We start from the raw sequence: 23,188 nt of genomic DNA, 5'->3' as shown, positions 1-23,188 counted from the left end.
CAGTCAGTTGGCCGGCGCAATGACAGGCGCCACAACGGGCGCGATCACCGGCGGCGGCACGAACGGCAGGCCGCGCTCCTCTGACAGCCACTGCAGCACCGGAAACGCGCCCGGCAGCACCGGCGTCACGTCCAGCGGCAGCTGTTGCCAGGCCATCTGCTGGCCTTCGCGCATCTCGAATTCGCCGCTCCAGGCCGTGACCTTGCACCAGTGCAGGCGCACCAGCGCGTGCGGGTAGTCGTGCTCCGTGACCTTCCAGACCTCGGCGCCGTCGATGGTGATGCCGAGTTCTTCCTGCAGTTCGCGCCGCAGTGCCTCTTCGACCGTTTCGCCCGTCTCGATCTTGCCGCCGGGAAACTCCCAGAAGCCCGCATAGGCCTTGCCTTCGGGCCGGGTCGAGAGCAGCAGCGCGTCGTCGGACAGGCGGATCAGCACGCCGACCGCGACTTCCGTGTGCTTGCGAGGCTCGGTCACGCGGCGCTCCGCCCTGCGTAGTCACGCGCAAACTGGTAGGCCACGCGGCCGCTGCGCGAACCGCGCTCCAGCGCCCACACGAGCGCCTCGGGCCGCGCCGCTGCGATGGCGGCGTCGTCCACGCCGAACGACGAGAGCCACTGCGCCACGATCGTCAGATATTCGTTCTGGCTGAAGGGATAGAAGCTCACCCAGAGGCCGAAGCGCTCCGACAGCGAGATCTTTTCCTCGATCACCTCGCCGGGATGGACTTCGCCATCGTCGGTGTGCGTGTACGTGAGGTTTTCCTTCATGTACTCGGGCAGCAGGTGGCGCCGGTTGCTGGTCGCGTAGATCAGCACGTTGGGCGTCGAGGCCGCAATCGACCCGTCGAGAATCGACTTCAGCGCCTTGTAGCCCGGCTCGCCTTCGTCGAAGCTCAGGTCGTCGCTGAACACGATGAATTTCTCGGGACGCTGCGAGACGACTTCGACGATGTCGGGCAGGTCGACCAGCTCGGCCTTGTCCACCTCGATCAGGCGCAGGCCCTGCGGCGCATAAGCCTGCAGGCAGGCGCGGATGAGCGACGACTTGCCCGTGCCGCGCGCGCCCGTCAACAGCACGTTGTTGGCCGGCTTGCCTTCGACGAACTGCTGCGTGTTGCGCGCGATCTTTTCCTTCTGGACGTCGATTTCCTTCAGCGAATCGAGCGACATCGCAGCCACGTGCTTCACGGGCTCGAGCACGCCGTGGCCAGAGTTGCGGCGGCGGTAGCGCCAGGCGATGGACGCGTTCCAGTCGGCTGGCGCGGCCAGCGGCTGCGGAAGAATCGATTCGATGCGGGTTATGAGCTGCTCGGCGCGCTCGATCAGCTTCTGGAACTGCTCATTCATGACCGGTAATCGGCGTTGATGGTCACGTATTCGTGGCTGAAGTCGCAGGTCCACACCGTCTCGCTGGCATTGCCGCGGCCAAGGCCGATGCGCACCGTGATCTCGCTCTGCTTCATCACGCGCTGGCCGTCTTCCTCGCGGTACGACGGGTTGCGCCCGCCCTTGACGGCCACGTGCACGTCGTCGAGGAACAGGTCGATGCCAGTCTGGTCGAGGTCGGCAATGCCCGCGTAACCTACGGCCGCCAGGATGCGGCCCAGGTTCGGGTCGCTGGCGTAGAAGGCCGTCTTGACCAGCGGCGAATGCGCCACGGCATACGCAACCTGCTTGCACTCGGCAGCGTCGCGGCCGCCTTCGACCTGGATGGTGATGAACTTGGTCGCGCCTTCGCCGTCGCGCACGATGGCCTGCGCCAGCTGGCGGGCCACGTTTTGCATGGCGGCCACGAGGGCCTGGCCGTCGACCGAATCGAGCGAGGTGATGGCCGCGTGCGATGCCTTCTGCGTGGCGATGACCACGAACGAGTCGTTGGTCGAGGTGTCGCCGTCGATGGTCACGCGGTTGAATGAGGCGTCGGCCAGCAGCTTGGCCAGCGGCTGGATCAGCGACGAATCGATCTTCGCGTCGGTGGCCATGAAGCCCAGCATGGTCGCCATGTTCGGGCGGATCATGCCGGCGCCCTTGCTGATGCCGGTGATGGTGACGGTGGCGCCACCGATCTGCACCTGCTGGCTGAACGCCTTGGGGATCGTGTCGGTGGTCATGATGCCTTCGGCCGCGCGCGCCCAGTGGTTCGCGTCGGCATCGGCCAGCGCGGCCGGCAGGCCCGCTTCGATGCGGTCCACGGGCAGCGGCTCCATGATCACGCCGGTGGAGAACGGCAGGATTTGCTCGGGCGCGATCTCCAGCTTGCGCGCGAGCGCGATGCAGGTGGAGCGCGTGCGCATCAGCCCGTCTTCGCCCGTGCCGGCGTTGGCATTGCCGGTGTTGATGACCATCGCCCGGATGCCGTAGTTCGCGGCCAGGTGGTCACGGCAGACCTGCACCGGCGCGGCGCAGAAACGGTTCTGGGTGAACACCCCGCCGACCGCCGAGCCTTCGTCGATCAGCACGACAGTCAGGTCCTTGCGATTGGCCTTGCGCACGCCCGCTTCGGCCACGCCGATGCGGACGCCGGGCACCGCGAACAAGGCGGCGGGATCAGGGGCAGACAGGTTCACGGGCATGGGGTTTCTCTCGGTGAATGTGTTGCGGTCGTCAGTTCAGTTTGCCGTGGCACTGCTTGTACTTCTTGCCACTGCCACAGGGGCACGGATCGTTGCGGCCGACACGGGCGAAGGCCAGGGCTTCGGCGCTCAGCGTGCCCAGACCGGCAGCCGCCAGGCGGCGCTGGCTTTCCTCGTCGACACGCACCTCGACTTCACCGGTTTCGGTCGGCGCGCTGTAGGTGATGTTGGCGACGTTCTCGCCGCGGCTTTCGAGCGCTTCGGCGGCTTCTTCGAGCTGCTCGCCCGACTGCACGCGCACCGTCATCAGCTGGCGCGTGACTTCGTTCTTGACCGAGTCGAGCAACTGGCCGAAGAGTTCGAAGGCTTCGCGCTTGTATTCCTGCTTGGGCTGCTTCTGCGCATAGCCGCGCAGGTGAATGCCCTGGCGCAGGTAGTCGAGCGAGGCCAGGTGTTCGCGCCAGTGGGTGTCGATGCTCTGCAGCAGCACCATGCGCTCGAACTGGGTGAAGTTCTCCTGGCCGATCAGCGCGACCTTGGCGTCGAAGGTCTCGTTGGCGTTCTTGAGCACCTTCTCGACGATGTCTTCGTCGGCGATGGCGTCCGAGGCCTCGACTTCCTTCTTGAGCGGCATGTCGATGCCCCACTCGTTGAAGAGGCTCTTCTCGAGGCCGTCCAGGTCCCATTGCTCTTCGACCGATTCGCTCGGCACGTACTGGCGCGCGAGGTCGGTGAAGCAGCCTTCGCGCAGCGCCGCAATCTGCGCCGTGAGGTCGCCCGCGTCGAGGATGTCGTTGCGCTGCTGATAGATCACCTTGCGCTGGTCGTTCGACACGTCGTCGTATTCGAGCAGCTGCTTGCGGATGTCGAAGTTGCGCGCCTCGACCTTGCGCTGCGCGCTCTCGATGCTGCGCGTGACGATGCCGGCTTCGATGGCTTCGCCGTCGGGCATCTTCAGACGGTCCATGATCGCCTTCACGCGGTCGCCCGCGAAGATGCGCATCAGCGGGTCGTCCAGGCTCAGGTAGAAGCGCGAGGAACCCGGGTCACCCTGGCGGCCCGAACGGCCGCGCAGCTGGTTGTCGATGCGGCGCGACTCGTGGCGTTCGGTCGCGATGATGCGCAGGCCGCCGAGCGACTTCACGAATTCGTGGTCCTTGCTCCATTCGGCGCGGATGTGCGCGATGTCGGCCTGCTTCGCAGCTTCGTCGCGGCCTTCGTCGTTCTCGACCGCCTCGATCATCTTCTCGATGTTGCCGCCCAGCACGATGTCGGTGCCGCGGCCGGCCATGTTGGTCGCGATGGTGATCATCTTCGTGCGGCCGGCCTGCGCCACGATGTCGGCTTCGCGTGCGTGCTGCTTGGCGTTCAGCACCTGGTGCGGCAGGTCCGCCTTGGTGAGCAGCGCGTCGATGATTTCGGAGTTCTCGATGGACGAGGTGCCCACCAGCACCGGCTGGCCGCGCTCGTAGCACTCGCGGATGTCCTGGATGGCCGCCTCGTACTTCTCGCGCGTCGTCTTGTAGACGCGGTCGAGCTGGTCTTCGCGCTTGCTGATGCGGTTGGGCGGAATGATCGTGGTCTCGAGACCGTAGATTTCCTGGAACTCGTAGGCCTCGGTGTCGGCCGTGCCGGTCATGCCGGCCAGCTTGCCGTACAGGCGGAAGTAGTTCTGGAAGGTGATGGAAGCCAGCGTCTGGTTCTCGGCCTGGATCTCCACGCCTTCCTTGGCTTCCACGGCCTGGTGCAGGCCGTCGCTCCAGCGGCGGCCCGTCATCAGGCGGCCGGTGAATTCGTCGACGATGACCACTTCGCCCTGCTGCACCACGTAGTGCTGGTCGCGGTGGTACAGGTGGCGGGCACGCAGCGCTGCATTCAGGTGATGCATCAGCGTGATGTTGGCCGGGTCGTAGAGCGAGGCGCCTTCGGGCAGCAGCTTGAACTCGCCCAGGATGCGCTCGGCGTTCTCGTGGCCGTCTTCGGTCAGGAACACTTGGTGCGTCTTCTCGTCGACCGTGAAGTCGCCGGGCACCGTGACGCCCTCGCCCGTGCGCGGATCGGCTTCGCCTTCCTGCTTCTTGAGCAGCGGCACCACCTTGTTGATGGCAAGGTAGAGGTTGGTGTGGTCTTCGGCTTGGCCGCTGATGATCAGCGGGGTGCGGGCCTCGTCGATCAGGATCGAGTCAACCTCGTCGACGATGGCGTAGTTCAGGCCGCGCTGCACCCGGTCGCCGGGCTCGTAGACCATGTTGTCGCGCAGGTAGTCGAAGCCGTACTCGTTGTTCGTGCCGTACGTGATGTCGCTGCGGTAGGCGGCCTGCTTTTCCTCGCGCGGCATCTGCGGCAGGTTGATGCCCACCGAGAGACCGAGGAAGTTGTAGAGGCGGCCCATCCAGGTCGCGTCGCGGTTGGCCAGGTAGTCGTTCACCGTGACCACGTGCACGCCCTGCCCGGACAGCGCATTCAGGTACACCGGCAGCGTGGCGGTCAGCGTCTTGCCTTCGCCGGTGCGCATTTCGGAGATCTTGCCGTTGTGCAGCGCCATGCCACCGAGCAGCTGAACGTCGAAGTGGCGCATCTTCATGACGCGCTTGGAGCCTTCGCGCACCGTGGCGAAGGCTTCCGGCAGCAGGTCGTCGAGCGATTCCCCCTTGGTGACGCGTTCTTTGAACTCCTGCGTCTTGGCGCGCAGCGCCTCGTCGCTGAGCTTCTCGAACTCGGGTTCGAGCGCATTGATGCGTTCCACCGTCTTGCGATACTGCTTGAGCAGCCGGTCGTTGCGACTGCCGAAAATCTGGGTCAGGAAGTTGGTTGCCATGGGTGGAGATGGGCGGGCACCTGATACGGCAGGCACTTCGACCGGATTCCCTAAGATATGGTGAAAGCAGTTGGGCGCGCTTTCAATGAAAGCAAGCAGCCTTTTTTCCGGCGCGAACGCCGGCAAACCGGGCATTTTAGCTGTCTTGTTTCTAACCCCTGGATTACCGATGTATCGCCGACTTCCCCCCGCCATTTCACTGCAGCAAGCTGCGGAAGGCGCGCCCACCCTGGGCAGCCTGATGGCGCGCGCGCGCGACACCGCCGAGCGGCTCAAGGCGGTGGAAGGGCTGATTCCGCCGGCCATGCGCGGCGCCGTGCAGGCCGGGCCGGCCGAGGGCGACGTGTGGTGCCTGCTGGTCAAGGGCAGCGCCGCAGCCGCCAAGCTGCGCCAGCTGTCGCCGATGCTGGTAACGCGGCTCAAGAACCGGGGATGGGACGTGGCAACCATCCGGATCAAGGTGCATACCGGCCGCTGAGCAGCCAGCCTGCATTGCCTTTGATTTTTCGTCTGGAAGTAGATAATATTTCCAGATGACAACATCTCCCGCGCCTTCGGAAGCCCAACTCCTGCTGCTCGACAAGCACCAGGTCGACGCCCTCCTCTCCCCCGACGATGTGCTCCAAGCCGTGCGCGAGGCCTTCGTGCTGCATAGCGAGCGCGAGGGCCGCGTCTTCCCGGTCGTGCGCGAGCCGCTGCGCACGGGCGGGGTGTTCGGCATCAAGTCCGGCGACGTGCAGGCCCAGGGCCTGCTCGGCTTCAAGGCCGCGGGCTTCTGGCCGGCCAACCGGCAGCGCGGCAGCGAGCCCCATCAGGCAACGATCCTGCTGATCGACCCAGCGACCGGCCGGCCACTGTGCGTCATCGACGGCAACACGGTGACGACAGTGCGCACGGGCGCGGCGGGTGGGCTCGGCCTCCAGCAGCTCGCGCGCCCCGACAGCGCGCGGCTATGCCTCTTCGGCACCGGCGTGCAGGCGCGCATCCAGCTCGACTTCGCGCTGCGCCTCGTGCCCTCGCTGCGCGAGGTTCTCTATATAAGTACGAACGGCCAGCGCAATGCGGCGTTCGAGGCCCATTTCACCGGTCGCTGCGACCTCGCGCCGGCCAGCGACCGCAACGCCGCTGTTGCCCAAAGCGACATCGTGATCACCGCCACGCCGGGCGGCGGCGCCCTCTTCGACCTCGAAGCCGTGCAACCCGGTACGCACCTGAACTGCGTAGGCGCCGACACCCGCGGCAAGCGCGAACTCCCCGGAGGCCTGTTGCCGCGCGTGCGCCTGTTCGTCGACGACCGCACACAGGCACAGCAGATCGGCGAGACGCAATGGGCACCCGACACGCCATGCGTCGAACTGGGCGACCTGCTGAGCGGCAAGACGCTTGTCGAACGAGCCGACGACGACATCACCGTCTTCGACATGACGGGCCTCGCGCTGCAGGACCTGACCGTCGCGCGCCTGCTGCATGCGCGTGCGGCTGAAACGGGAACGGGCACACGCATCGCCTGGCCCTGGTAGCGAGAAACCGGCACGAATTCCTTGAGCGTGCCGAGGTGGCTTGTTCGGAGCCACCGCAGTTCCCGAAGCATCACGACATCGGGGCTCCTGCGCTGAAAACGTGAACTTTTCGATTCAAAGAAGAAAACGTTTTCAGCGCCGCCGAATGACATTCTTTGCCAATTTTTGTCATTAATCGGCGACGAACAAAACTGCGCGCAAAGGCTTCGGACGAATGCCTTTTTGAAAGCGCGAATTTCTACTCGATACGAGATAAAAGCTCGCTCCTCCGCGAGTCATTGAGTCCATTGATGGCTGTCATTAATTGACAGCAATCGTCATTGTCCAATTCGATTGCCAGTCGATACATTCCGCGGCCTGAGAGGTCATAGCGGAGTGCGGCAGCACGCCTTGCGCCTGGAAGCATGAGGCGCGGCATTCAGCCGACATCACATGCGCTCATGCGCAGCAAGAGACGCCCCTCTGCCGCGGGCTCTCTGGAATTCATGCCGCAAATCAAATCGCAATTTTGTGCACGCACAAATCCGCCTTTTGGCCGCAGGTTTCTAGATTTCCTTTTCTTTATCAATTGTTATGAATAATTTGTATCGTGACAGCTTCAGGCTGTCGGCAGTAGTCGGCGCAATTCTGGCTACCGGCCTGCAGATGGCGACATCGGATGCCAGCGCATCCACCTATGCACCGACTGACTGCAACTCCACAACCACGGCAACCATCGGACAAGTGACCGTTAGCGGAACAAACGCTCAACCGGTCGATGGAACCGGACCGTGGTCCAACATCCTCGGTTGCAACACAAGCGGCAACGGTCTGGATGCGGTGTCGGTGTTCGGAACTTATTCTCAAGGGACTGGAAACGGGGCGGCTGTTTTCGGCTTCTCCGGTACGGCCGGTCAGTGGGCCAGCGCGTTTGGCCTCTCGGCAAATGCGTCCGGCGTCGGAAGCACCGCACTGGGATTTGGCGCTCAAGCTGAAAGCTTGAACTCGGTTGCAATCGGCGCAGCTGCGACCGCAGCCGGCCAAGGCAGCGCGGCTCTTGGCAACGGGGCTGACGCGAAGTACGACAGCAGCGTGGCCATCGGAGCAGCCAGCAAGACGGCGGATTCGCTTGCTGCATTGCAAGGCACAGCCGGCTACACACCCTTCCCCGGTGCTGCAATCTCCGGTGCAACGCCAGCTGGTGAAGTGTCGATGGGGGCTGTCGGCAGCGAACGCAGGCTCACCAATGTTGCCGCGGGCGGCGCTCCGACGGACGCTGTAAATGTCAGCCAGCTATCGACGGCGACTGCGTCGCTGTCCACGAGCCTGGACACGACGAACAGCAACGTGGCCAGCCTGTCCACCAGCTTGATCGCAACGAACAACTCCGTTGCGAGCCTGTCGACCTCGACTTCCACGGGGCTGGGCCTCGTCAACGGCCGCGTCGATAGCTTGTCCACCTCAGTCCTGACGAGCCTGAATACCGCGACCAGCAGCATCAGCAGCCTCTCGACCGGCGTCGGCAATCTCTCGACGAGCCTGAACACAACCAATAGCAATCTCGGCAGCCTGAGCACGACCGTCAACACGATCAACGACAAGGGCACCAAGTACTTCCACGCCAACTCGACAGCCGCCGATTCGGTGGCCAGCGGCCAGAAAGCCGTGGCGATCGGCCCGCAGTCAGTGGCCAGCGGCACCAATTCCTTCGCGGCCGGCAACGGCGCAAGGGCCACCGGTACGAACGCGATCGCCATCGGTACCGGGGCGCTGGCCACGGGCTCGCAGGCCATCGGCGCCAATGCCCGTGCAGGTGGCGGCGGTGTGGCCCTGGGTGACAACGCGGATGCTGGCGGCACGCCGCTGAGCAAGGCGCAGAACATCTCCAAGGGCACGGCCATCGGCTTCGGCGCCATCACGCAGCAAAGCGGCGGCGTCGCACTGGGCTCGGGCTCGGTGGCGTCCACCGCAGCGGGCGTGGCCGGCTATGTGCCGGCTGGCGCAGCGGTGCAGCACCGGGTGGCCATTCAGGCGACCACCAGCACGCAGGCAGCGGTGTCAGTGGGCGATGCGGCCAACGGGCAGTACCGCCAGATCACGGGCGTGGCAGCCGGCACGGCCGACAGCGATGCGACCAACATCGCACAACTCAAGGCATCCGCAGCCACCGTGAAAGCCAGCAGCGTGCAGTACGCGACCAACCCGGATGGCTCGGTCAACTACAACCAGGTCACGCTGGGCAACGGTCAGGCGCCGGGCGGCACGCGCATCGGCAACGTGGCGCCGGGTGTGCTGCCAACCGATGCGGTCAACCTGAGCCAGCTGAACCAGGTGCAGAGTCAGGTAGGCGACGTGGCCCGCATCGCCTACTCGGGCACGGCTATGGCCTTCGCGATGTCAGGCACCTACCTGCCGACCCTGTCTGCCGGCGAGAAGACCGTTGGTGTGGGCGTGGGCAGCTACAAGGGCTACAGCGCTCTTGCTCTGACCTTCAAGGCCCTGACCGACGACGGCAGGATTTCCTGGGGCGCGGGTGTTTCGACCACGGGCAAGGAATGGGGCTTCAACGCTGGCGTCGGCTGGAAGTGGAAGTAAGCCACTGAGTCGGCTAGGCGGCGGCAGCGCCGCCGAACAGTTCGGTCATGAACTGCGTCGACTTCAGGCCCGTGCCGGTCAGCAGGGCCACCGTCGTCTCACTGGCCTTGATGTCGCCGCGCTGGGCCAGCACGTCGATGGCCGCCGCGGCCGAGGCGGACGTCGGCTCCGCATAGAGCCCGCTCTCTGCCAGCCGGCGCACCGCCGCCGCAATCTGCTCTTCAGTCAGCGCCACGGTCTTGCCATGCGTCTCGCGCAACGCCTGCAAAATTTCCTGAAGCCGCACGGGCCGCTTGATCGCCGTGCCTTCGGCAATGGTCGGCAGCACGACACGGTCGACCAGCGTGTCGACTCCGGCGGAGAAGCTCGCATCGATCGGCGAGCAGTTCAGCGGCTGCGCGACAAAAATGCGCGGCAGCTTCGTGATCTGCCCCGCCGCCAGCAGCTCCTTGAAGCCGATCCAGCATCCGAGCACATTGCTGCCCGCCCCGGTCGGAATGACGACGTTGTCGGGCGCGACAAAGCCCAGGTCTTCCCACAACTCGTACGCCAGCGTCTTCGTGCCCTGCAGGAAGAAAGGATGCCAGTTGTGGCTCGCATAGAAGATCGATTCCGACTGGCGCACTGCCTCGTACTCCGACTCTTCACGCGGCCCCGGCACCAGTTGCACCTCGGCGCCGAAGGCCCGGATCTGCGCCACCTTCGGCGCAGGCGTGTAGCTCGGCGCGAGCACCTTCACGCGCATGCCAGCTGCTGCACCCGCCGCGGCAATGGCCGCGCCGCCGTTGCCCGAGCTGTCTTCCAGCACCGCCTCGACGCCGATCTGGCGCAGGAAGGACATCATCACCGCCGCGCCGCGGTCCTTGAAGCTGCAGGTCGGGTTGAACCACTCGAGCTTGAAATACGGCTCGAAGCTGCCCCAGCGCTTCTGCACCAGCGGGGTACAGCCTTCGCCCATGCTCGCGGGCTTGTCGATTGCCACGGGCAGCGCCGCGCGATAGCGCCACAGCGAGCGGGTGCGCGAATCGATGTCGTCGCGCGAGATGCCGGGCAGCGGCGTGACCATCATCGGATGGCCGTCGTCCGAGCGCCATCGGCGTTCGGACAGCTCGTAGTGCCTGCCGGTGCGGGGGTCGACATAGCGTGCGCGTTCTCTCTCGGTCATTCGCGGCTCCTGAACAAAACTGGATAATACATCCAGCACTGTACTTTTTGTACAAATTGGATTGTTCGTCCAGAGCTGGATACATTCCCCGGCATGAAGAAGAAGTCGAACAAGCAGCTCCTCGAAATGCTGAGCAACATGGCCGAAGGCCTGGGCCAGACCTTTGCGCCTTTCTGCGAAGTCGTGGTGCACGACCTGAGCAACCCGAAGAACGCGATCTACGCCATCGAGAACAGCCTCAGCGGCCGGGAGGTCGGCCAGTCGGTCACGGAGCTAGGCCTCGCGCGCATCCGCGACCCGGAGTTTCCGGCGGTGATCGCGAACTACGCCAACACCTTTCCCGACGGCCGCAAGGTCAAGAGCACGTCCATCGGCATCAAGGACGACAGCGGCGAGTACGTGGCGGCGCTGTGCCTGAATGTCGACCTCACGCTGTTCCAGAGCTTCCAGGCCGCGATCTCGCAATTCACGAAGATCGACGACAAGGAAGTGCACGAGCACATCGAGGCCGGCGGCAACCACTCGGACCGCATCCACGCGCGCATCGACGATTTCGCGGCCACGCGCGCCACCACCTCACGCTCGCTGAAGCCGGCCGACCGCAAGCAGCTGGTGCAGGAGCTGAAGAAGGCTGGCCTGCTGGAGGTCCGCCGCGGCGCCGAGATTGCCGCGGCGCACATGGGCGTGTCGCGCGCCACGGTCTATAGCGACGCGAAGTAAGGCCCTGCCTGTCCAGCACGCTTATTGCGGCTGCAGCCCGATCTCGTGCGCGGCCTTCTGCCAGCGCTCGGCCTCCGAGCGCAGGAAGGCGCGCAGCTCCGCCGGCGTCGAACCCTTCATCTGCACGCCCAGCACCGACAGGCGCTCCTTCACCGACGGATGGTCGAGCGCGGCGATGGCCTCGCGGCGCAGCTTCTCGATCACGTCGAGCGGCGTGGTGGCTGGCGCCACCATGGCCCACCACTGGTCGATCTCCAGGCCCTTGAGCCCGTTCTCCGCCAGCGCCGGCACGTTCTGCAGGCCGGGAATGTTCGTCACGCGCTGCGTGCTCGTCACCAGCAGCGGGCGGATGCGGTTGGCGCCCAGCAGGCTGGAGCCGCTGGCCAGCGTCGCGAAGTGTCCCGCCACCGTGCCCGCCGCCACGTCGGTGAGTGCGGGCGCCGAGCCACGGTACGGGACCATGTTGAACCTGATCTTCGTACGGCTCGCCAGCAACTCGCCCGCAAGATGGCTCACCGTGCCCGCACCGCTGTGCGCGATGGCCGGCGGCGCACCTTTCGCCGATGCCGCCGCTGCTGTCTTCAGGAACGTCTTGAAGTCCTTGCTGTCGTCGTCCATGCCCGCGAAGAACACCAGCGGCGAGGTGCCGATCATGGTCACGGGCGTGAAGTCGCGCAGCAGGTCGTACGGCAGCTTCGCCGTCACGGCCGGCGCAATCGCGTGCGGCAGTTCGACGATGGCGATGGTGTAGCCGTCAGGCGCAGCCTTGGCCGCCGCATCGGTGCCGATCATGCCGGCGGCGCCGGGCCGGTTGTCCACGATCACCGGGCTGCCGAGGGTCTGGCTCATGCGCTGCGCCATCGCCCGTGCAATGGCGTCGGTGCTGCCACCCGCGGCCCACGGCACGATGAGCTTCACCGGCTTATCGGGGTAGGCCGCCCACGCCGGACCGAACGAAGCGAGCAGGGCTGTAGAGCCGGCGGCCAGAAAGGCCCGGCGTTGCATCGTCGGCATGGTGAGTTCCTGAAGGAAGTTAGATCGGCCGGTCGGGCCAGCTCGGATCGCCGGCCGCATTGGCGGTCAGCATCAGCACCACGTGCGCATCGGCCGCAATGGCGTTGCTCTCGCGCAGCTGGCGCAAGGCGGCCAGGCCGCCGGCCGCGCACAGCTCGGCGCTGACGCCGACCGAGCTGAGCAGCCGCCGCGCGGCGCGCGCTTCGTCGTCGCCCACGACCACCGCACCGCCGCCCGTGGCGGTGGCGGCCTGCCACTGCAGGTAGGTAACGGTGGCCCCCGCGGTGGAAAACTGCGCGGTATGCCCCGGGTAGCTGCCGTTGATGGAGCCGCCCGCGAGCACGCGCGCCAGGCGCGGGAACGGCTCCACCAGCCATAGCCTTGGCAGGCGCGCGATGCGCCCCGCGGCCATCAGGTCGCGAAAGCCCGCGTAGATGCCCCAGGCCAGGTCGCCGCGCGCGGTGGGAATCACGATGTGGTCCGGCAGGCCGCCATCGGCCACGCATTCGAGTGCGATCGGCTTGTAGCCCTCGATGGCCAGCGGCGCACTGCCCAGCGCGGGCAGGCGGTAGTTGGTCAGCGCGAAGTAACCGGGGTGCTGCGAACGCTCGCGCACAAAGGCCCAGCGGCCCGCGTTGTCGGCGAAGACATAGCGCCGCGCGCCGAGCGCGTCGAGCTGCCGCACGTAGGTGGCCGGCATGCCCTCATAGGTGGCTACTTCGCAGCCCAGGCCCGCGGCCCATGCGTAGTGCGCCGCCGACACGGCCGCGTTGCCCGAGGAGGCCAGCACCAGCGTGTGGGCGTCGAAGTCGAGCGCCTGCGCCACGCCCACCGCCGTCATGCGGTCCTTGTGCGAGCCGGTGGGGTTGCGCGATTCGTCCTTGAGGGCCAGGCGCGCCACGTCGAACTGCTGCGCCAGCTCCGGCATGTCCTCCAGCGGCGTCTGCCCCTCCCCCAGCGCGAAGCCGGAGGTGTAGGGCATGGGCATCGCCTCGGTGCTGTCGGGCAGGTAGCTGGCGCGCAGCGCCACGTGGAAGCCCGCGCGCTTGCATGCAGGGCAGCCGTCGTGCGCCAGCGTGACCGGGTAGAGCGCATCGCACCGCAGGCATTGCAGGCCGCGCAGGTTCGGGTTGCGCACGGGCTTGGGTGCCTGGTCACGCACCAGCCCCAAGGGATTACCCGGGGGATGAGCCAGGGGATCCGGGGCAGGAGCGGCGAACTTGAAGTCCAGAACGGGCAATGTCGTCACGGGTCGTGCGTTAGAAGTTGTGACCAAATCTTATGCAATCGGAAATAAAATTATGCAGCCCCAAATACTCAACCGATAACAAGACTTATCGATGCGATTCGGCGAGATCGAAACCTTTCGGGCATTGATGCGCGGCAGCTCCACCCGCAAGGCCGCTGCCTTGCTGCATGTGACGCAGCCCGCCATCAGCCAATCGCTCAAGCGCCTCGAGACGCAAGCGGGGATGGTGCTGTTCCAGCGCACCGGCGGGCGGCTGGTGCCCACGCCCGAGGCGCGCGCGTTGTGGGTCGAGGTGGAGCGGGTGTTCATCGGCATGGACGCCATCGAGCACCGCGTGCGAAGCTTGCGCGACTTCGGCGTCAGCCAGCTGGAGCTGAGCAGCTTTCCGGCCTACGGCCTGGGCTTCATGCCGCGCGCCCTGGCGCGGCTGAAGGCGCATCGCGGCGCGAGCCCCTGGCCACAGGTGTCGCTGCAGGTGCTGAGCTCCAAGGACGTGCGCGACCGCGTGGCCATGGGCATCTCCGACTTCGGGCTGATGGCCGACGAGCTCTCGCTCGAAGGCATCGACCATTCCACCTTCGCGCGCTTTCCCGGCGTGGTGGTAATGCCGGCGGGCCATGCGCTGGCCCGCTTCAAGACCATCAAGCCGGAGCAACTGGCCGAGGCGCCCTTTCTCTCGCTCAACCCCGAAGACCCGTCGCACCAGCGGCTCGAAGCGGCACTGGCCCCGTACGGCGTTGCGCTGCGGGTGCTGGTGCAGACGCCCTATGCGGCCAGCGTGTGCGAGATGGCGCTGCGCGGCCTGGGCGTGGGGCTGGTCAACCCGATCACCGCGCTCGACTACGCGGAGCGCGGGCTGGTGGTGCGCAAGTTTTCGGTCGACGTGTACTTCACCTGCCTGCTTGCGCTGCCGGCCGGCAAGGTGCTCTCGGCCACGGCGCGGGATTTCATTTCGCTCATGCGCCAGCAGCTGGCCGAGGACGAGAAGCGGATACAGCGCTACCTGCGCTGATCCTCAACGGTTCACTTCCAGGTGAACTCGTGGTTCAGCCCGATCACGAAGCCGCGCACGCCCTGCGGCCCGGTGCGCGATGCGCTCACGTCCACGCTGATCAGCGGCGTGATGCTGAAACGCCCCCCGATGCGCGAAGTCCAGAGGCCCGCCGCCCGATTGCGCTCCGCGATGAGCGACACGGTGTCGTTCAGCGCCCATTCGACGCCCACGCCGCCGCGTGGCGTGCGTGCACCGGTTCCGTTGGCCCAGTCGGCACCTGCATTTGCGTGGATCTGCAGGCTGTCGAGTGGCCGCCACGTCAGAGGCACCACGAACTGCCCGCCCGCGCGGCCACCGCGCTTCAGGTCGAACACCGCCCCCATCGACACGGCGGCGCTGAACGGCGCATCAGCCGCCTGTCCGTAGAAATTCCACTTGAGCTGCGGTCCGCCGGTAACCGAATGAACGCCGCTCGCCGAGGTTCGGTCGAAGTTCAGGCCCAGCTCGACCGGACCGACGCGGCATGCAGGCCCGAAGTGAAACCCCGTGACCGGCTCCGTGCCCGTGCGGCCCCACCAGGTCTCGTACTGGCATTGGCCGGGGTCGAGCGTGCTGGCATCGTCCACGTCGAAATGCCCCGCAGCATGTGCGCCCGGGCTCGCGGCCAGATTCGCGAACAGGCAGAAAGCAGCAAGCATCCAGCCGCTGCATGGCGGTCGGGTTGTCGTTCTGTTGTGCCTGTTGTTCTTCATCGTGCGCGTCCCGGAGCCCTCGAACCATTCTAGGGACGCCGAAAGTAGTCGCCATGACGCAGGCGGCGCCGGCAGCAATCAGCCGGCCTGTTTCAGATCTCGAACTGGGGCTGCAGCTCGCGGATGCGCTTGATGGCCACGCCGGCCGCGGCCGTGCGCGTCTCTACGCCGAGCTTCACGTACACCCGCTCCAGGTGCTTCTTGGCCGTGGCCGGGCTGCTGCCCAGGATCTCGCCGATGTCCTTGTTGGTCTTGCCCTTGACCACCCAGTAGAGCACTTCGGCCTCGCGCGCCGTGAGCTTCAGGCTCAGGCTCATGGCTTCGATGACGGCGGTGTCGGACACCTCGCGCATGATGATCATCCACTCGTCGCCATCGTCATCGCTGCTGGTCTGCTGGTGCAGCCGCAGCGTGAGGCTGCTGGCACCCTGCACGATCGACAACGCCGGCGGCTCGATGCCGCGCTGGCGCGCATCGGGCGTGTGGCTGCGCAGCCATTCGAGCACGGCCGGCGGCGTTTCGGGCGCGCGCGTGTCGCAGTAGCGCTGCAGCAGGTCGCGCGCGAGCGCGGTCTGCCAGATCAACCGGCCTTCAGGCAGGCGCACGGTGATGCTCGCGTAGCCGAAGGCATCGAGCGCATTGCGCGCCTGGCCGGCCTGCCGCGCGTCCTGCCGCGCGCGGCGCGCGCCCTGCAGATGCACGTTCATGCGCGCCAGCACTTCCTTCGGCTTGATGGGCTTGGTGACGTAGTCGACCCCGCCGGCTTCGAGCGCTGCCACCAGGTGCTCGGTCTCGGTGAGCCCCGTCATGAACACGATGGGAATGTGCGCCGTGGCCGCATCGGCCTTGAGCCGGCGCGCAACCTCGAAGCCGTCTATGCCCGGCATCATCGCGTCGAGCAGCACGATGTCGGGCCGCGCCTGCGCGGCGCGCTGCAGCGCCTGCTCGCCGTTGGTGGCAATGAGCACGGTGTAGCCCGATTCGTCGAGCGCGTCGTGCAGCACCGCGAGGTTGTCGGGCACGTCGTCGACGATCAGCACGAGGTCGCTGTTGGCGCCCTGCTGCTCGCGCAGGGTCTTGGCGAGTGGTGAGGTTTCCATGACGGAAGATGGCGTCGTCGAAGTCATGCGGCGCTTTCGACGGCTTCGGCCAGCGCGCGGCTCATGGCCTCGAACTGGAACTGGCGGGCCAGTACGCGCTGGGCTTCGGTCCACGACGCGCATTCGGGCTGCGCAGCGTCGATGTCGTCGAGCTGGCTCATGATGCCGCGAAAGTAGCCCAGGCTCACGGCCTCGTCGAGCGCGCGCAGGCGGGCCAGCGAAGGCGCCTGCATCGCGCGCGGCGCCGCGACTGCGGCGGGCCTGGCGGCGGTGTCGGTCCATTGCAGCCCGAGCCGGCGCTCCAGCCAGTCGAGCAGTTCGGTGTGGCGCACGGGCTTGACGAAGAAATCTTCCGGCGCAATGCCCACGTCGTTGTCGAGCCCCTTGTCGAAAGCGTTGGCCGAGACGATGGCCACGGCAGCCTCGGTCAACCCCAGCTTGCGCGCTCGGCGAATGGTCTCCCAGCCGTCGATGCCGGGCATCGCGAGGTCAACGAACATCGCATCGGGCCGGTAGCCGGCCGCGATGAGGTCGAGCGCGTCGTGGCCGCTGGCCGCGCTGCGCAGCTCGAAGCCCAGCGGCGCGAGCACATGGCCCAGCAGGTCGCGGTCGGCCTCCTCGTTGTCGACCACCAGCAGGCGCCGGCGCGGGCCTTCGTAGCCGCGCCGTGCGCGCTGCACCGGCATCGGGCGGCCAGTGCCGGCCACCGTGTCGTGCACGCGCGGCAGGAACAGGCGCACGCAGAAGAGCGAGCCTTCGCCCGGCGTGCTCTGCACCTTCATCTCGCCGCCCATCAGGTCGGTGAGCATCTTGGCGATGGTGAGCCCGAGCCCCGCGCCTGGTGCGGCCGACATGCCCGTCGCATTGCCGCGCGCAAAGGGTTCGAAGATGCGCTCGATGTCTTCGGCCGGCATGCCGGGGCCCGTGTCCTCGATCTCGATGGACGCGAACTCGCGCGCATAGGCCAGCCGCAGCGTGACCTGCCCCGCCGCCGTGAACTTGATCGCGTTGCCCAGCAGGTTGATGAGGATCTGCAGCACGCGCTTTTCATCCGCGCGCACCACCTCGGGCAAGGGGCCCGCTGCCTCGAAGCGGAACTGCAGCCCCTTCTCCGCGGCCTGCAACTCGAACATGTCGGCCAGCTCGCGCAGCGTGTCGGCAAAACGCATGGGCCGCGCATGCAGCGTGAGCTTGCCGGCCTCGATGTGCGCGATGGCCAGCGTGCCCTCGATGAGCGACAGCAGATGCTCTCCGCCGCGCTTGATGACCGCCACCGCCTGCTGGCGGTGCGGAGGCACCGAGTGGTCTTCGCCCATCAGCTGCGCGTAGCCCAGGATGCTGTTGAGCGGCGTGCGCAGTTCGTGGCTGATGGCGCTGATGTAGCGGCTCTTGGCCTGGTTGGCCTGGTCGGCGGCCTGCTTGGCCAGTTCGGCCGCGAGCTTGGCCTGCTCCGCGATCTCGCGGGCTTCATCTGCGGCCTGCTTGGCGGCCTGCAGGGCGCGGTCGGTCTCGCGGTGCAGCTCGATTTCGCGCACCAGCAGATGGGTCTGGCGGTTCGATTCTTCCTGCGCCACCTTGCGGCTCTGGTGCGCCAGCACCAGCCACCACGCGACGATGCCCGCGATGACCAGCAGCGCCATGTACGCCTTGAGGAAGCCCGAGCGCAGCGACAGCTTCTGCACGCCCGCCAACGCCGCGGCCACATCGGCCTCCGACGCCAGCTCCAGTGCGCCTTCGCCGAACGCGCGCAGCTCCTGCTGGTAGAGCACGCCGAACACCACGGCCAGCAGCGGCACGATGACCAACATCAGCAGCAGGAAGTGCCCCAGCCCCGTGTCGAGGTAACGCCAGCTGCGGCGCGGCAGCATCCAGCGCAGCACCGTCGACCATTGCGAAGACAGGCTCGCGTGCGGCTTGCACAGGTCGCCGCAGCGCGCATCGAGCGTGCAGCACAGCGAGCAGATGGCGCCCTGGTACGCGGGGCAATGCGCCATGTCGGGCCCCTCGTACTCGCGCTCGCAGATCACGCAGTGCTGCACCTTCAGGCGCTGGTAGCTGCCCGTTTCGACCTTCGCCCAGCGCACCGCGCGCGGGCCCTCGGCGGGCGCGAAGCCCACGGCGCCATGCACTTCGTCGGAACCGCGCGCCAGGTAGTACTTGCCCCCCGTCGCCCAAGCCAGCAGCGGCGAGGCCACCAGCGCCGTGCCAAGCGCAATCAGCGCCGAGAACGCCTGCGCCAGCGGCCCGAACACGCCCAGGTGCGCCGTGATCGACAGCACCGAAGCCAGCGCCATCGCGCCCACGCCCACCGGGTTGATGTCCCACAGGTGCGCGCGCTTGAACTCGATGCCGGGCGGCGACAGTCCCAGCGGCTTGTTGATGACGAGGTCGGCCACCACGGCCATCATCCAGGCGATGGCAATGTTGGCGAACAGGCCGAGCACGTCGCCCAGCGCCTCGAACACGTTCATCTCCATCAGCATGAAGGCGATGAGCGCGTTGAACACCACCCACACCACCCGCCCCGGGTGGCTGTGCGCCACGCGCGAGAAGAAGTTGCTCCACGCCAGCGAGCCCGCGTAGGCGTTCGTCACGTTGATCTTGAGCTGCGAGATCACTACGAACAGCGCCGTGGCCGCCACCGCCCAGCCGTAGTTCGGAAACACGTACTCGTAGGCCGCGAGGTACATCTGGTTCGGATCGACCGCGCGGTCGGCCGGCACCATGTGCGTGATCGCCAGGTAGGCCAGCAGCGCCCCGCCGAGCATCTTGAGCACGCCCAGCACCACCCAGCCCGGCCCACCGGCCAGCACCCCGGCCCACCAGCGGCGCGCCGTGCTCGCAGTGCGCGCGGGCATGAAGCGCAGGTAGTCGGCCTGTTCGCCCATCTGCGTGATCAGCGCAATGCCGACCGTAAGGGCAGCGCCAAACAGGTGCAGATCGAAGCCCTTGGTGCCGGAGCGAACCCCGTTGTAGTGCACGATGCCCGCGAACGCACCAGGATCGCGCACCAGTACGTAGGCAAAAGGCACCACCAGCATCAGCAGCCACAGCGGCTGCGTCCACAGTTGCAGCCGGCTGATGGCCGACACCCCGTGCGTGACCAGCGGAATCACCACAAGCGCACACACCAGGTAGCCCCAGACCGGCGGGATACCCAGCGCCAGTTCCAGCGCATAGGCCATCACCGCCGCCTCGAGCGCGAAGAAGATGAAAGTGAAGCTCGCGTAGATCAGCGAGGTGAGCGTGGAGCCGATGTAGCCGAAGCCCGCGCCGCGCGTGAGCAGGTCCATGTCGACGCCGTAGCGCGCCGCGTACACGCTGATCGGCACGCCCGCCAGGAAGATGATGAGCCCCGTCGCCAGGATCGCCCAGAAGGCGTTGGCAAAGCCGTACTGCACCAGCAGCGTGGCGCCCACTGCCTCCAGGATCAGGAACGACGCCGCCCCGAAGGCCGTGTTGGCCACCCGCCATTCGGACCACTTGCGAAAGCGCTGCGGCGTATAGCGCAGCGCGTAGTCTTCCAGCGTCTCACTGGCCACCCAGCTGTTGTAGTCGCGCCGCACCTTGACGATGCGCTGTGGCGCGTCGTCAGGGGTGGTGGGTGCGGCGTCGGGGTTCACACCGTTTCGGTGCATCTTTCGTGCCATCCGTACGGCTTTTGGCGAACAGGGCACGACTGTTGCAAAGAAGCCGGCTTGCCCATAATGGCCGCCACTCTCCGCCACCCGATGCCGATCCCATGGAACTGACCCCGCGCGAAAAAGACAAGCTGCTGATCTTCACCGCGGCGCTGCTCGCCGAACGCCGCAAGGCCCGCGGCCTGAAGCTCAACTACCCCGAAGCCATCGCCCTGATTTCCGCCGCCGTGATGGAAGGCGCCCGCGACGGCAAGAGCGTCGCCGAGCTCATGAGCGACGGGCGCGCGGTGCTCACCCGCGCCGACGTGATGGACGGCATCGCCGAGATGATTCCGGACATCCAGATCGAAGCCACCTTCCCTGACGGCACCAAGCTGGTCACCGTGCACCAGCCCATCGTCTGAAATTCGAAGAACAAAAGGACTTTTCATGCGCCACAACGCCTCCAGAACCCTCGCCCTGCTCGCACTCCTGCTGCCGCTCGCAGCCAGCGCCCACACCGGCGTCGACGGCGGGCTGCACCACGGCTTCACCACCGGCTTTTTGCATCCGCTGACCGGCGCCGACCACCTGGCCGCGATGGTCGCGGTCGGCTTCTGGAGCGCACTTGCCGCGCGCCGCGCCTGGCCCGACCTGCTCTGGGCGCCGCTCGCATTCGCCGGCATGCTGCTGGTGGGCGCGTTGATGGGCCTGGCCGGCGTGCAGCTGCCGGCGGTCGAGCCGATGATCGCGGCCTCGCTGCTGGTGCTGGGCCTGCTGGTCGTCACGCGCGTGCACCTGCCGGCCGTAGTGGCCATGGTGGTGGTCGGCGTGTTTGCCGTGTTCCACGGCGTGGCCCACGGCTACGAACTGGCCAGCGAAGACGGCGCCGCCCTCACGCTGGCCGGCATGGTCTGCGCCACCGTGCTGCTGCACGCCGCCGGCATCGCGATGGGCTGGGCGCTGCGCCACGCCAACGCATGGGTGCCGCGCGTGGCCGGTGCCGCAGTGCTCGGCCTGGGCGCGACGCTGCTGGCGCAAGCCATCTGAGGCGGCCGGCCATGATTCCTGGCGAACTCTTCACCGACGACGGCGAGCACGCGCTCAACCCCGGCCGCCGCACCCTTACGCTGGTGGTGCAGAACACCGCCGACCGGCCGATACAGGTCGGCTCGCACTATCACTTCGCCGAGACCAACGGCGCGCTCGGCTTCGACCGCGAGGCCGCGCGCGGCATGCGGCTGAACATTGCCTCGGGCGCAGCAGTGCGCTTCGAGCCGGGCCAGCAGCGCACGGTCGAGCTGGTCGATTTTTCCGGCGATCGCATCGTCTACGGCTTTCGCGGCCTCGTTCAAGGGAAGCTCTGAAACATGGCCACCATCGGGCGACGCGCCTATGCAGAAATCTTCGGCCCCACCGTGGGCGACCGCGTCCGTCTTGCGGACACTGAACTGCTGATCGAGGTCGAAGCCGACTACACCCTGCGTGCCGGCGGCTACGGCGAAGAGGTGAAGTTCGGCGGCGGCAAGACCATCCGCGACGGCATGGCGCAGTCGCAGCGCACCCGCGCGCAGGGCGCCGTCGACACCGTGCTGACCAATGCACTGATCCTCGACCACTGGGGCATTGTCAAGGCCGACATCGGCCTGAAGGACGGCCGCATCGCCGCCATCGGCAAGGCCGGCAACCCTGACGTGCAGCCGGGCGTGGACATCGTCATCGGCCCCGGCACCGAGATCATCAGCTGCGAGGGCAACATCGTCACCGCCGGCGGCATCGACAGCCACATCCACTTCATCTGCCCGCAGCAGATCGAAGAAGCACTGTCTTCCGGCGTGACCACCATGCTCGGCGGCGGCACCGGCCCCGCCACCGGCACCTTCGCGACCACCGCCACACCCGGCCCCTGGCACATCGAGCGCATGCTGCAGGCGGCCGATGCGTTTCCGATGAACCTGGGCTTTCTCGGCAAAGGCAACGCCAGCCTGCCGCACGCGCTGCACGAGCAGATCGAAGCCGGCGTCATCGGCCTGAAGCTGCACGAAGACTGGGGCACCACGCCCGCGGCCATCAGCAACTGCCTGGACGTGGCCGACGCCACCGACACGCAGGTGGCCATTCACAGCGACACGCTCAACGAATCGGGTTTCGTCGAGAACACGATTGCCGCCGTGGGCGGCCGCGCGATCTGCGCCTTTCATACCGAAGGCGCGGGCGGCGGGCATGCGCCCGACATCCTGCGCGTGGTGGGCGAGGCCAACTTCCTGCCCTCCTCCACCAACCCCACGATGCCCTACACCGTGAACACGCTCGACGAGCACGTCGACATGCTCATGGTGTGCCACCACCTCGACGCCGGCATCGCCGAAGACCTGGCCTTCGCCGAGTCGCGCATTCGCAAGGAAACCATCGCTGCCGAAGACGTGCTGCACGACCTGGGTGCCATCAGCATGTTCAGCTCCGACAGCCAGGCCATGGGCCGCGTCGGCGAAGTCATCATCCGCACCTGGCAGACCGCGCACAAGATGAAGCTGCAGCGCGGCAAGCTGCCCGAAGACAACGAGCGCAACGACAACTTCCGCGCCAAACGCTTCGTCGCCAAGTACACGATCAACCCCGCCATTGCGCACGGCATCGCGCACGAAGTGGGTTCGCTCGAAGTCGGCAAGTGGGCCGACATCGTGATCTGGAAGCCGGCCTTCTTCGGTGTGAAGCCATTCACCATCCTGAAGGGCGGCACCATCGCCATGGCCGCCATGGGCGACCCGAATGCATCCATTCCCACGCCGCAGCCGGTGCACTTCCGCCCGATGTTCGGTGCGTACGGCGGCTCGCTGGCGAAGAGCTCGCTGACTTTTGTCTCGCAGGCCGGGCTGGCCTCGGGCATCAAGGAGCACTACGGCCTGAGCAAGCACCTCAGCGCGGTGAAGAACATCCGCAACGTGCGCAAGAGGGACCTGATCCACAACGGCTATACGCCGAAGATGGAGATCGATGCGCAGACCTACGCGGTGCGCGCCGACGGGCATCTGCTGACCTGCGAGCCGGCGAAGCTGCTGCCTATGGCGCAGCGGTATTTCCTGTTTTGAG

At 66.7% G+C, this 23,188-nt stretch carries 19 protein-coding genes and 1 pseudogene; 10 read left to right on the top strand and 10 right to left on the bottom strand.

What is annotated here, in order from left to right:
• Nucleotides 1-3: 3 nt before the first annotated feature.
• The 4 genes from ACSFBF_RS11165 to secA are packed head-to-tail and all read right to left on the bottom strand — an operon-like array spanning nt 4 to nt 5,390.
• Nucleotides 4-474, bottom strand: coding sequence for an NUDIX domain-containing protein (locus ACSFBF_RS11165; RefSeq protein WP_435466858.1), 471 nt, complete (start codon nt 472-474; stop codon nt 4-6).
• On the bottom strand, nt 471-1,346 hold the full coding sequence (locus tag ACSFBF_RS11160) for an ATP-binding protein (protein WP_435466856.1): 876 nt from the start codon (nt 1,344-1,346) through the stop codon (nt 471-473). The genes ACSFBF_RS11165 and ACSFBF_RS11160 overlap by 4 nt, the downstream gene beginning before the upstream one ends.
• Complete coding sequence (argJ, locus tag ACSFBF_RS11155) at nt 1,343-2,572, bottom strand: bifunctional glutamate N-acetyltransferase/amino-acid acetyltransferase ArgJ (protein ID WP_435466854.1); 1,230 nt, start codon at nt 2,570-2,572, stop codon at nt 1,343-1,345. Before argJ ends, ACSFBF_RS11160 begins: the two co-directional genes overlap by 4 nt.
• 31 nt (nt 2,573-2,603) lie before the next feature.
• Nucleotides 2,604-5,390: a preprotein translocase subunit SecA gene (gene secA / locus ACSFBF_RS11150; RefSeq protein WP_435466852.1), complete on the bottom strand. Its 2,787-nt coding sequence runs from the start codon at nt 5,388-5,390 to the stop codon at nt 2,604-2,606.
• A gap of 169 nt (nt 5,391-5,559) precedes the next feature.
• On the opposite strand from secA, the gene ACSFBF_RS11145 reads away from it, so the two are divergent.
• From ACSFBF_RS11145 to ACSFBF_RS11130, 4 genes and pseudogenes are all read left to right on the top strand, one after another.
• Nucleotides 5,560-5,868, top strand: a complete 309-nt coding sequence (locus ACSFBF_RS11145; RefSeq protein WP_093077492.1) for a hypothetical protein — start codon at nt 5,560-5,562, stop codon at nt 5,866-5,868.
• 55 nt (nt 5,869-5,923) lie between these two features.
• Nucleotides 5,924-6,910 (top strand): ornithine cyclodeaminase family protein, encoded by a 987-nt coding sequence (locus tag ACSFBF_RS11140; protein ID WP_435466850.1) that lies wholly within the window; start codon nt 5,924-5,926, stop codon nt 6,908-6,910.
• Between the two features lie 573 nt (nt 6,911-7,483).
• Nucleotides 7,484-7,870 (top strand): annotated as a pseudogene (locus tag ACSFBF_RS11135) (YadA family autotransporter adhesin); the annotation flags it as partial.
• 18 nt (nt 7,871-7,888) lie between these two features.
• A complete protein-coding gene (locus tag ACSFBF_RS11130) occupies nt 7,889-9,484 on the top strand; it encodes a YadA family autotransporter adhesin (RefSeq protein ID WP_435467405.1) in 1,596 nt (531 codons plus the stop codon).
• Between the two features lie 13 nt (nt 9,485-9,497).
• Here the strand turns inward: ACSFBF_RS11130 and ACSFBF_RS11125 are convergent, their stop codons facing one another.
• Entirely contained in the window at nt 9,498-10,649 is a 1,152-nt protein-coding gene (locus tag ACSFBF_RS11125; protein WP_435466848.1) for a threonine synthase, read from the bottom strand.
• A 93-nt stretch (nt 10,650-10,742) separates the two neighbouring features.
• On the opposite strand from ACSFBF_RS11125, the gene ACSFBF_RS11120 reads away from it, so the two are divergent.
• Nucleotides 10,743-11,369 (top strand): helix-turn-helix transcriptional regulator, encoded by a 627-nt coding sequence (locus tag ACSFBF_RS11120; protein ID WP_435466846.1) that lies wholly within the window; start codon nt 10,743-10,745, stop codon nt 11,367-11,369.
• A 21-nt stretch (nt 11,370-11,390) separates the two neighbouring features.
• Here the strand turns inward: ACSFBF_RS11120 and ACSFBF_RS11115 are convergent, their stop codons facing one another.
• Complete coding sequence (locus ACSFBF_RS11115; RefSeq protein WP_435466844.1) at nt 11,391-12,383, bottom strand: Bug family tripartite tricarboxylate transporter substrate binding protein; 993 nt, start codon at nt 12,381-12,383, stop codon at nt 11,391-11,393.
• A 19-nt stretch (nt 12,384-12,402) separates the two neighbouring features.
• Nucleotides 12,403-13,632 (bottom strand): threonine synthase, encoded by a 1,230-nt coding sequence (locus ACSFBF_RS11110; protein WP_435466842.1) that lies wholly within the window; start codon nt 13,630-13,632, stop codon nt 12,403-12,405.
• A gap of 91 nt (nt 13,633-13,723) precedes the next feature.
• Between ACSFBF_RS11110 and ACSFBF_RS11105 the strand changes: the two genes are divergently transcribed.
• Entirely contained in the window at nt 13,724-14,644 is a 921-nt protein-coding gene (locus ACSFBF_RS11105; protein ID WP_435466840.1) for a LysR substrate-binding domain-containing protein, read from the top strand.
• A gap of 11 nt (nt 14,645-14,655) precedes the next feature.
• On the opposite strand, the gene ACSFBF_RS11100 is transcribed toward ACSFBF_RS11105, so the two are convergent.
• The 3 genes from ACSFBF_RS11100 to ACSFBF_RS11090 all read right to left on the bottom strand — a co-directional run bounded on the left by ACSFBF_RS11100 (nt 14,656) and on the right by ACSFBF_RS11090 (nt 20,116).
• A complete protein-coding gene (locus ACSFBF_RS11100) occupies nt 14,656-15,324 on the bottom strand; it encodes a hypothetical protein (protein WP_435466838.1) in 669 nt (222 codons plus the stop codon).
• 146 nt (nt 15,325-15,470) lie between these two features.
• Nucleotides 15,471-16,478 carry a response regulator transcription factor gene (locus ACSFBF_RS11095; RefSeq protein ID WP_093057426.1) on the bottom strand — a complete coding sequence of 336 codons (1,008 nt, stop codon included), beginning with the start codon at nt 16,476-16,478 and terminating at the stop codon, nt 15,471-15,473.
• A 23-nt stretch (nt 16,479-16,501) separates the two neighbouring features.
• Complete coding sequence (locus ACSFBF_RS11090) at nt 16,502-20,116, bottom strand: hybrid sensor histidine kinase/response regulator (RefSeq protein ID WP_435466835.1); 3,615 nt, start codon at nt 20,114-20,116, stop codon at nt 16,502-16,504.
• Nucleotides 20,117-20,220: 104 nt separating this feature from the next.
• Between ACSFBF_RS11090 and ACSFBF_RS11085 the strand changes: the two genes are divergently transcribed.
• Genes ACSFBF_RS11085 through ureC form a run of 4 tightly spaced genes read left to right on the top strand, consistent with a single transcriptional unit; the run spans nt 20,221 to nt 23,187 of the window.
• A complete protein-coding gene (locus ACSFBF_RS11085) occupies nt 20,221-20,523 on the top strand; it encodes an urease subunit gamma (RefSeq protein ID WP_093057424.1) in 303 nt (100 codons plus the stop codon).
• A 25-nt stretch (nt 20,524-20,548) separates the two neighbouring features.
• Nucleotides 20,549-21,148, top strand: coding sequence for a HupE/UreJ family protein (locus tag ACSFBF_RS11080; RefSeq protein ID WP_435466833.1), 600 nt, complete (start codon nt 20,549-20,551; stop codon nt 21,146-21,148).
• A gap of 11 nt (nt 21,149-21,159) precedes the next feature.
• On the top strand, nt 21,160-21,465 hold the full coding sequence (locus tag ACSFBF_RS11075) for an urease subunit beta (protein ID WP_093057422.1): 306 nt from the start codon (nt 21,160-21,162) through the stop codon (nt 21,463-21,465).
• 3 nt (nt 21,466-21,468) lie between these two features.
• The gene (gene ureC / locus ACSFBF_RS11070) at nt 21,469-23,187 is read left to right on the top strand and encodes an urease subunit alpha (RefSeq protein WP_435466830.1); all 1,719 of its coding nucleotides are present in this window, start codon (nt 21,469-21,471) and stop codon (nt 23,185-23,187) included.
• Nucleotide 23,188: the final 1 nt, after the last annotated feature.

This window comes from Variovorax nivicola (assembly GCF_051216475.1).
Lineage (GTDB): Bacteria > Pseudomonadota > Gammaproteobacteria > Burkholderiales > Burkholderiaceae_C > Variovorax.
Note: the sequence above shows the minus strand (reverse complement) of the source record. Positions and strands in the feature narration are given on the sequence as shown.

Coding starts and splice junctions, on each gene's coding strand:
- ACSFBF_RS11145 (WP_093077492.1), top strand. CDS start 5,560: ATGTATCGCCGACTTCCCCCCGCCATTTCACTGCAGCAAGCTGCGGAA.
- ACSFBF_RS11120 (WP_435466846.1), top strand. CDS start 10,743: ATGAAGAAGAAGTCGAACAAGCAGCTCCTCGAAATGCTGAGCAACATG.
- argJ (WP_435466854.1), bottom strand. CDS start 2,572: ATGCCCGTGAACCTGTCTGCCCCTGATCCCGCCGCCTTGTTCGCGGTG.
- ACSFBF_RS11140 (WP_435466850.1), top strand. CDS start 5,924: ATGACAACATCTCCCGCGCCTTCGGAAGCCCAACTCCTGCTGCTCGAC.
- ACSFBF_RS11095 (WP_093057426.1), bottom strand. CDS start 16,478: ATGGAAACCTCACCACTCGCCAAGACCCTGCGCGAGCAGCAGGGCGCC.
- ACSFBF_RS11105 (WP_435466840.1), top strand. CDS start 13,724: ATGCGATTCGGCGAGATCGAAACCTTTCGGGCATTGATGCGCGGCAGC.
- ACSFBF_RS11115 (WP_435466844.1), bottom strand. CDS start 12,383: ATGCCGACGATGCAACGCCGGGCCTTTCTGGCCGCCGGCTCTACAGCC.
- ACSFBF_RS11080 (WP_435466833.1), top strand. CDS start 20,549: ATGCGCCACAACGCCTCCAGAACCCTCGCCCTGCTCGCACTCCTGCTG.
- ACSFBF_RS11075 (WP_093057422.1), top strand. CDS start 21,160: ATGATTCCTGGCGAACTCTTCACCGACGACGGCGAGCACGCGCTCAAC.
- secA (WP_435466852.1), bottom strand. CDS start 5,390: ATGGCAACCAACTTCCTGACCCAGATTTTCGGCAGTCGCAACGACCGG.
- ACSFBF_RS11085 (WP_093057424.1), top strand. CDS start 20,221: ATGGAACTGACCCCGCGCGAAAAAGACAAGCTGCTGATCTTCACCGCG.
- ureC (WP_435466830.1), top strand. CDS start 21,469: ATGGCCACCATCGGGCGACGCGCCTATGCAGAAATCTTCGGCCCCACC.
- ACSFBF_RS11090 (WP_435466835.1), bottom strand. CDS start 20,116: ATGCACCGAAACGGTGTGAACCCCGACGCCGCACCCACCACCCCTGAC.
- ACSFBF_RS11100 (WP_435466838.1), bottom strand. CDS start 15,324: ATGCTTGCTGCTTTCTGCCTGTTCGCGAATCTGGCCGCGAGCCCGGGC.
- ACSFBF_RS11125 (WP_435466848.1), bottom strand. CDS start 10,649: ATGACCGAGAGAGAACGCGCACGCTATGTCGACCCCCGCACCGGCAGG.
- ACSFBF_RS11160 (WP_435466856.1), bottom strand. CDS start 1,346: ATGAATGAGCAGTTCCAGAAGCTGATCGAGCGCGCCGAGCAGCTCATA.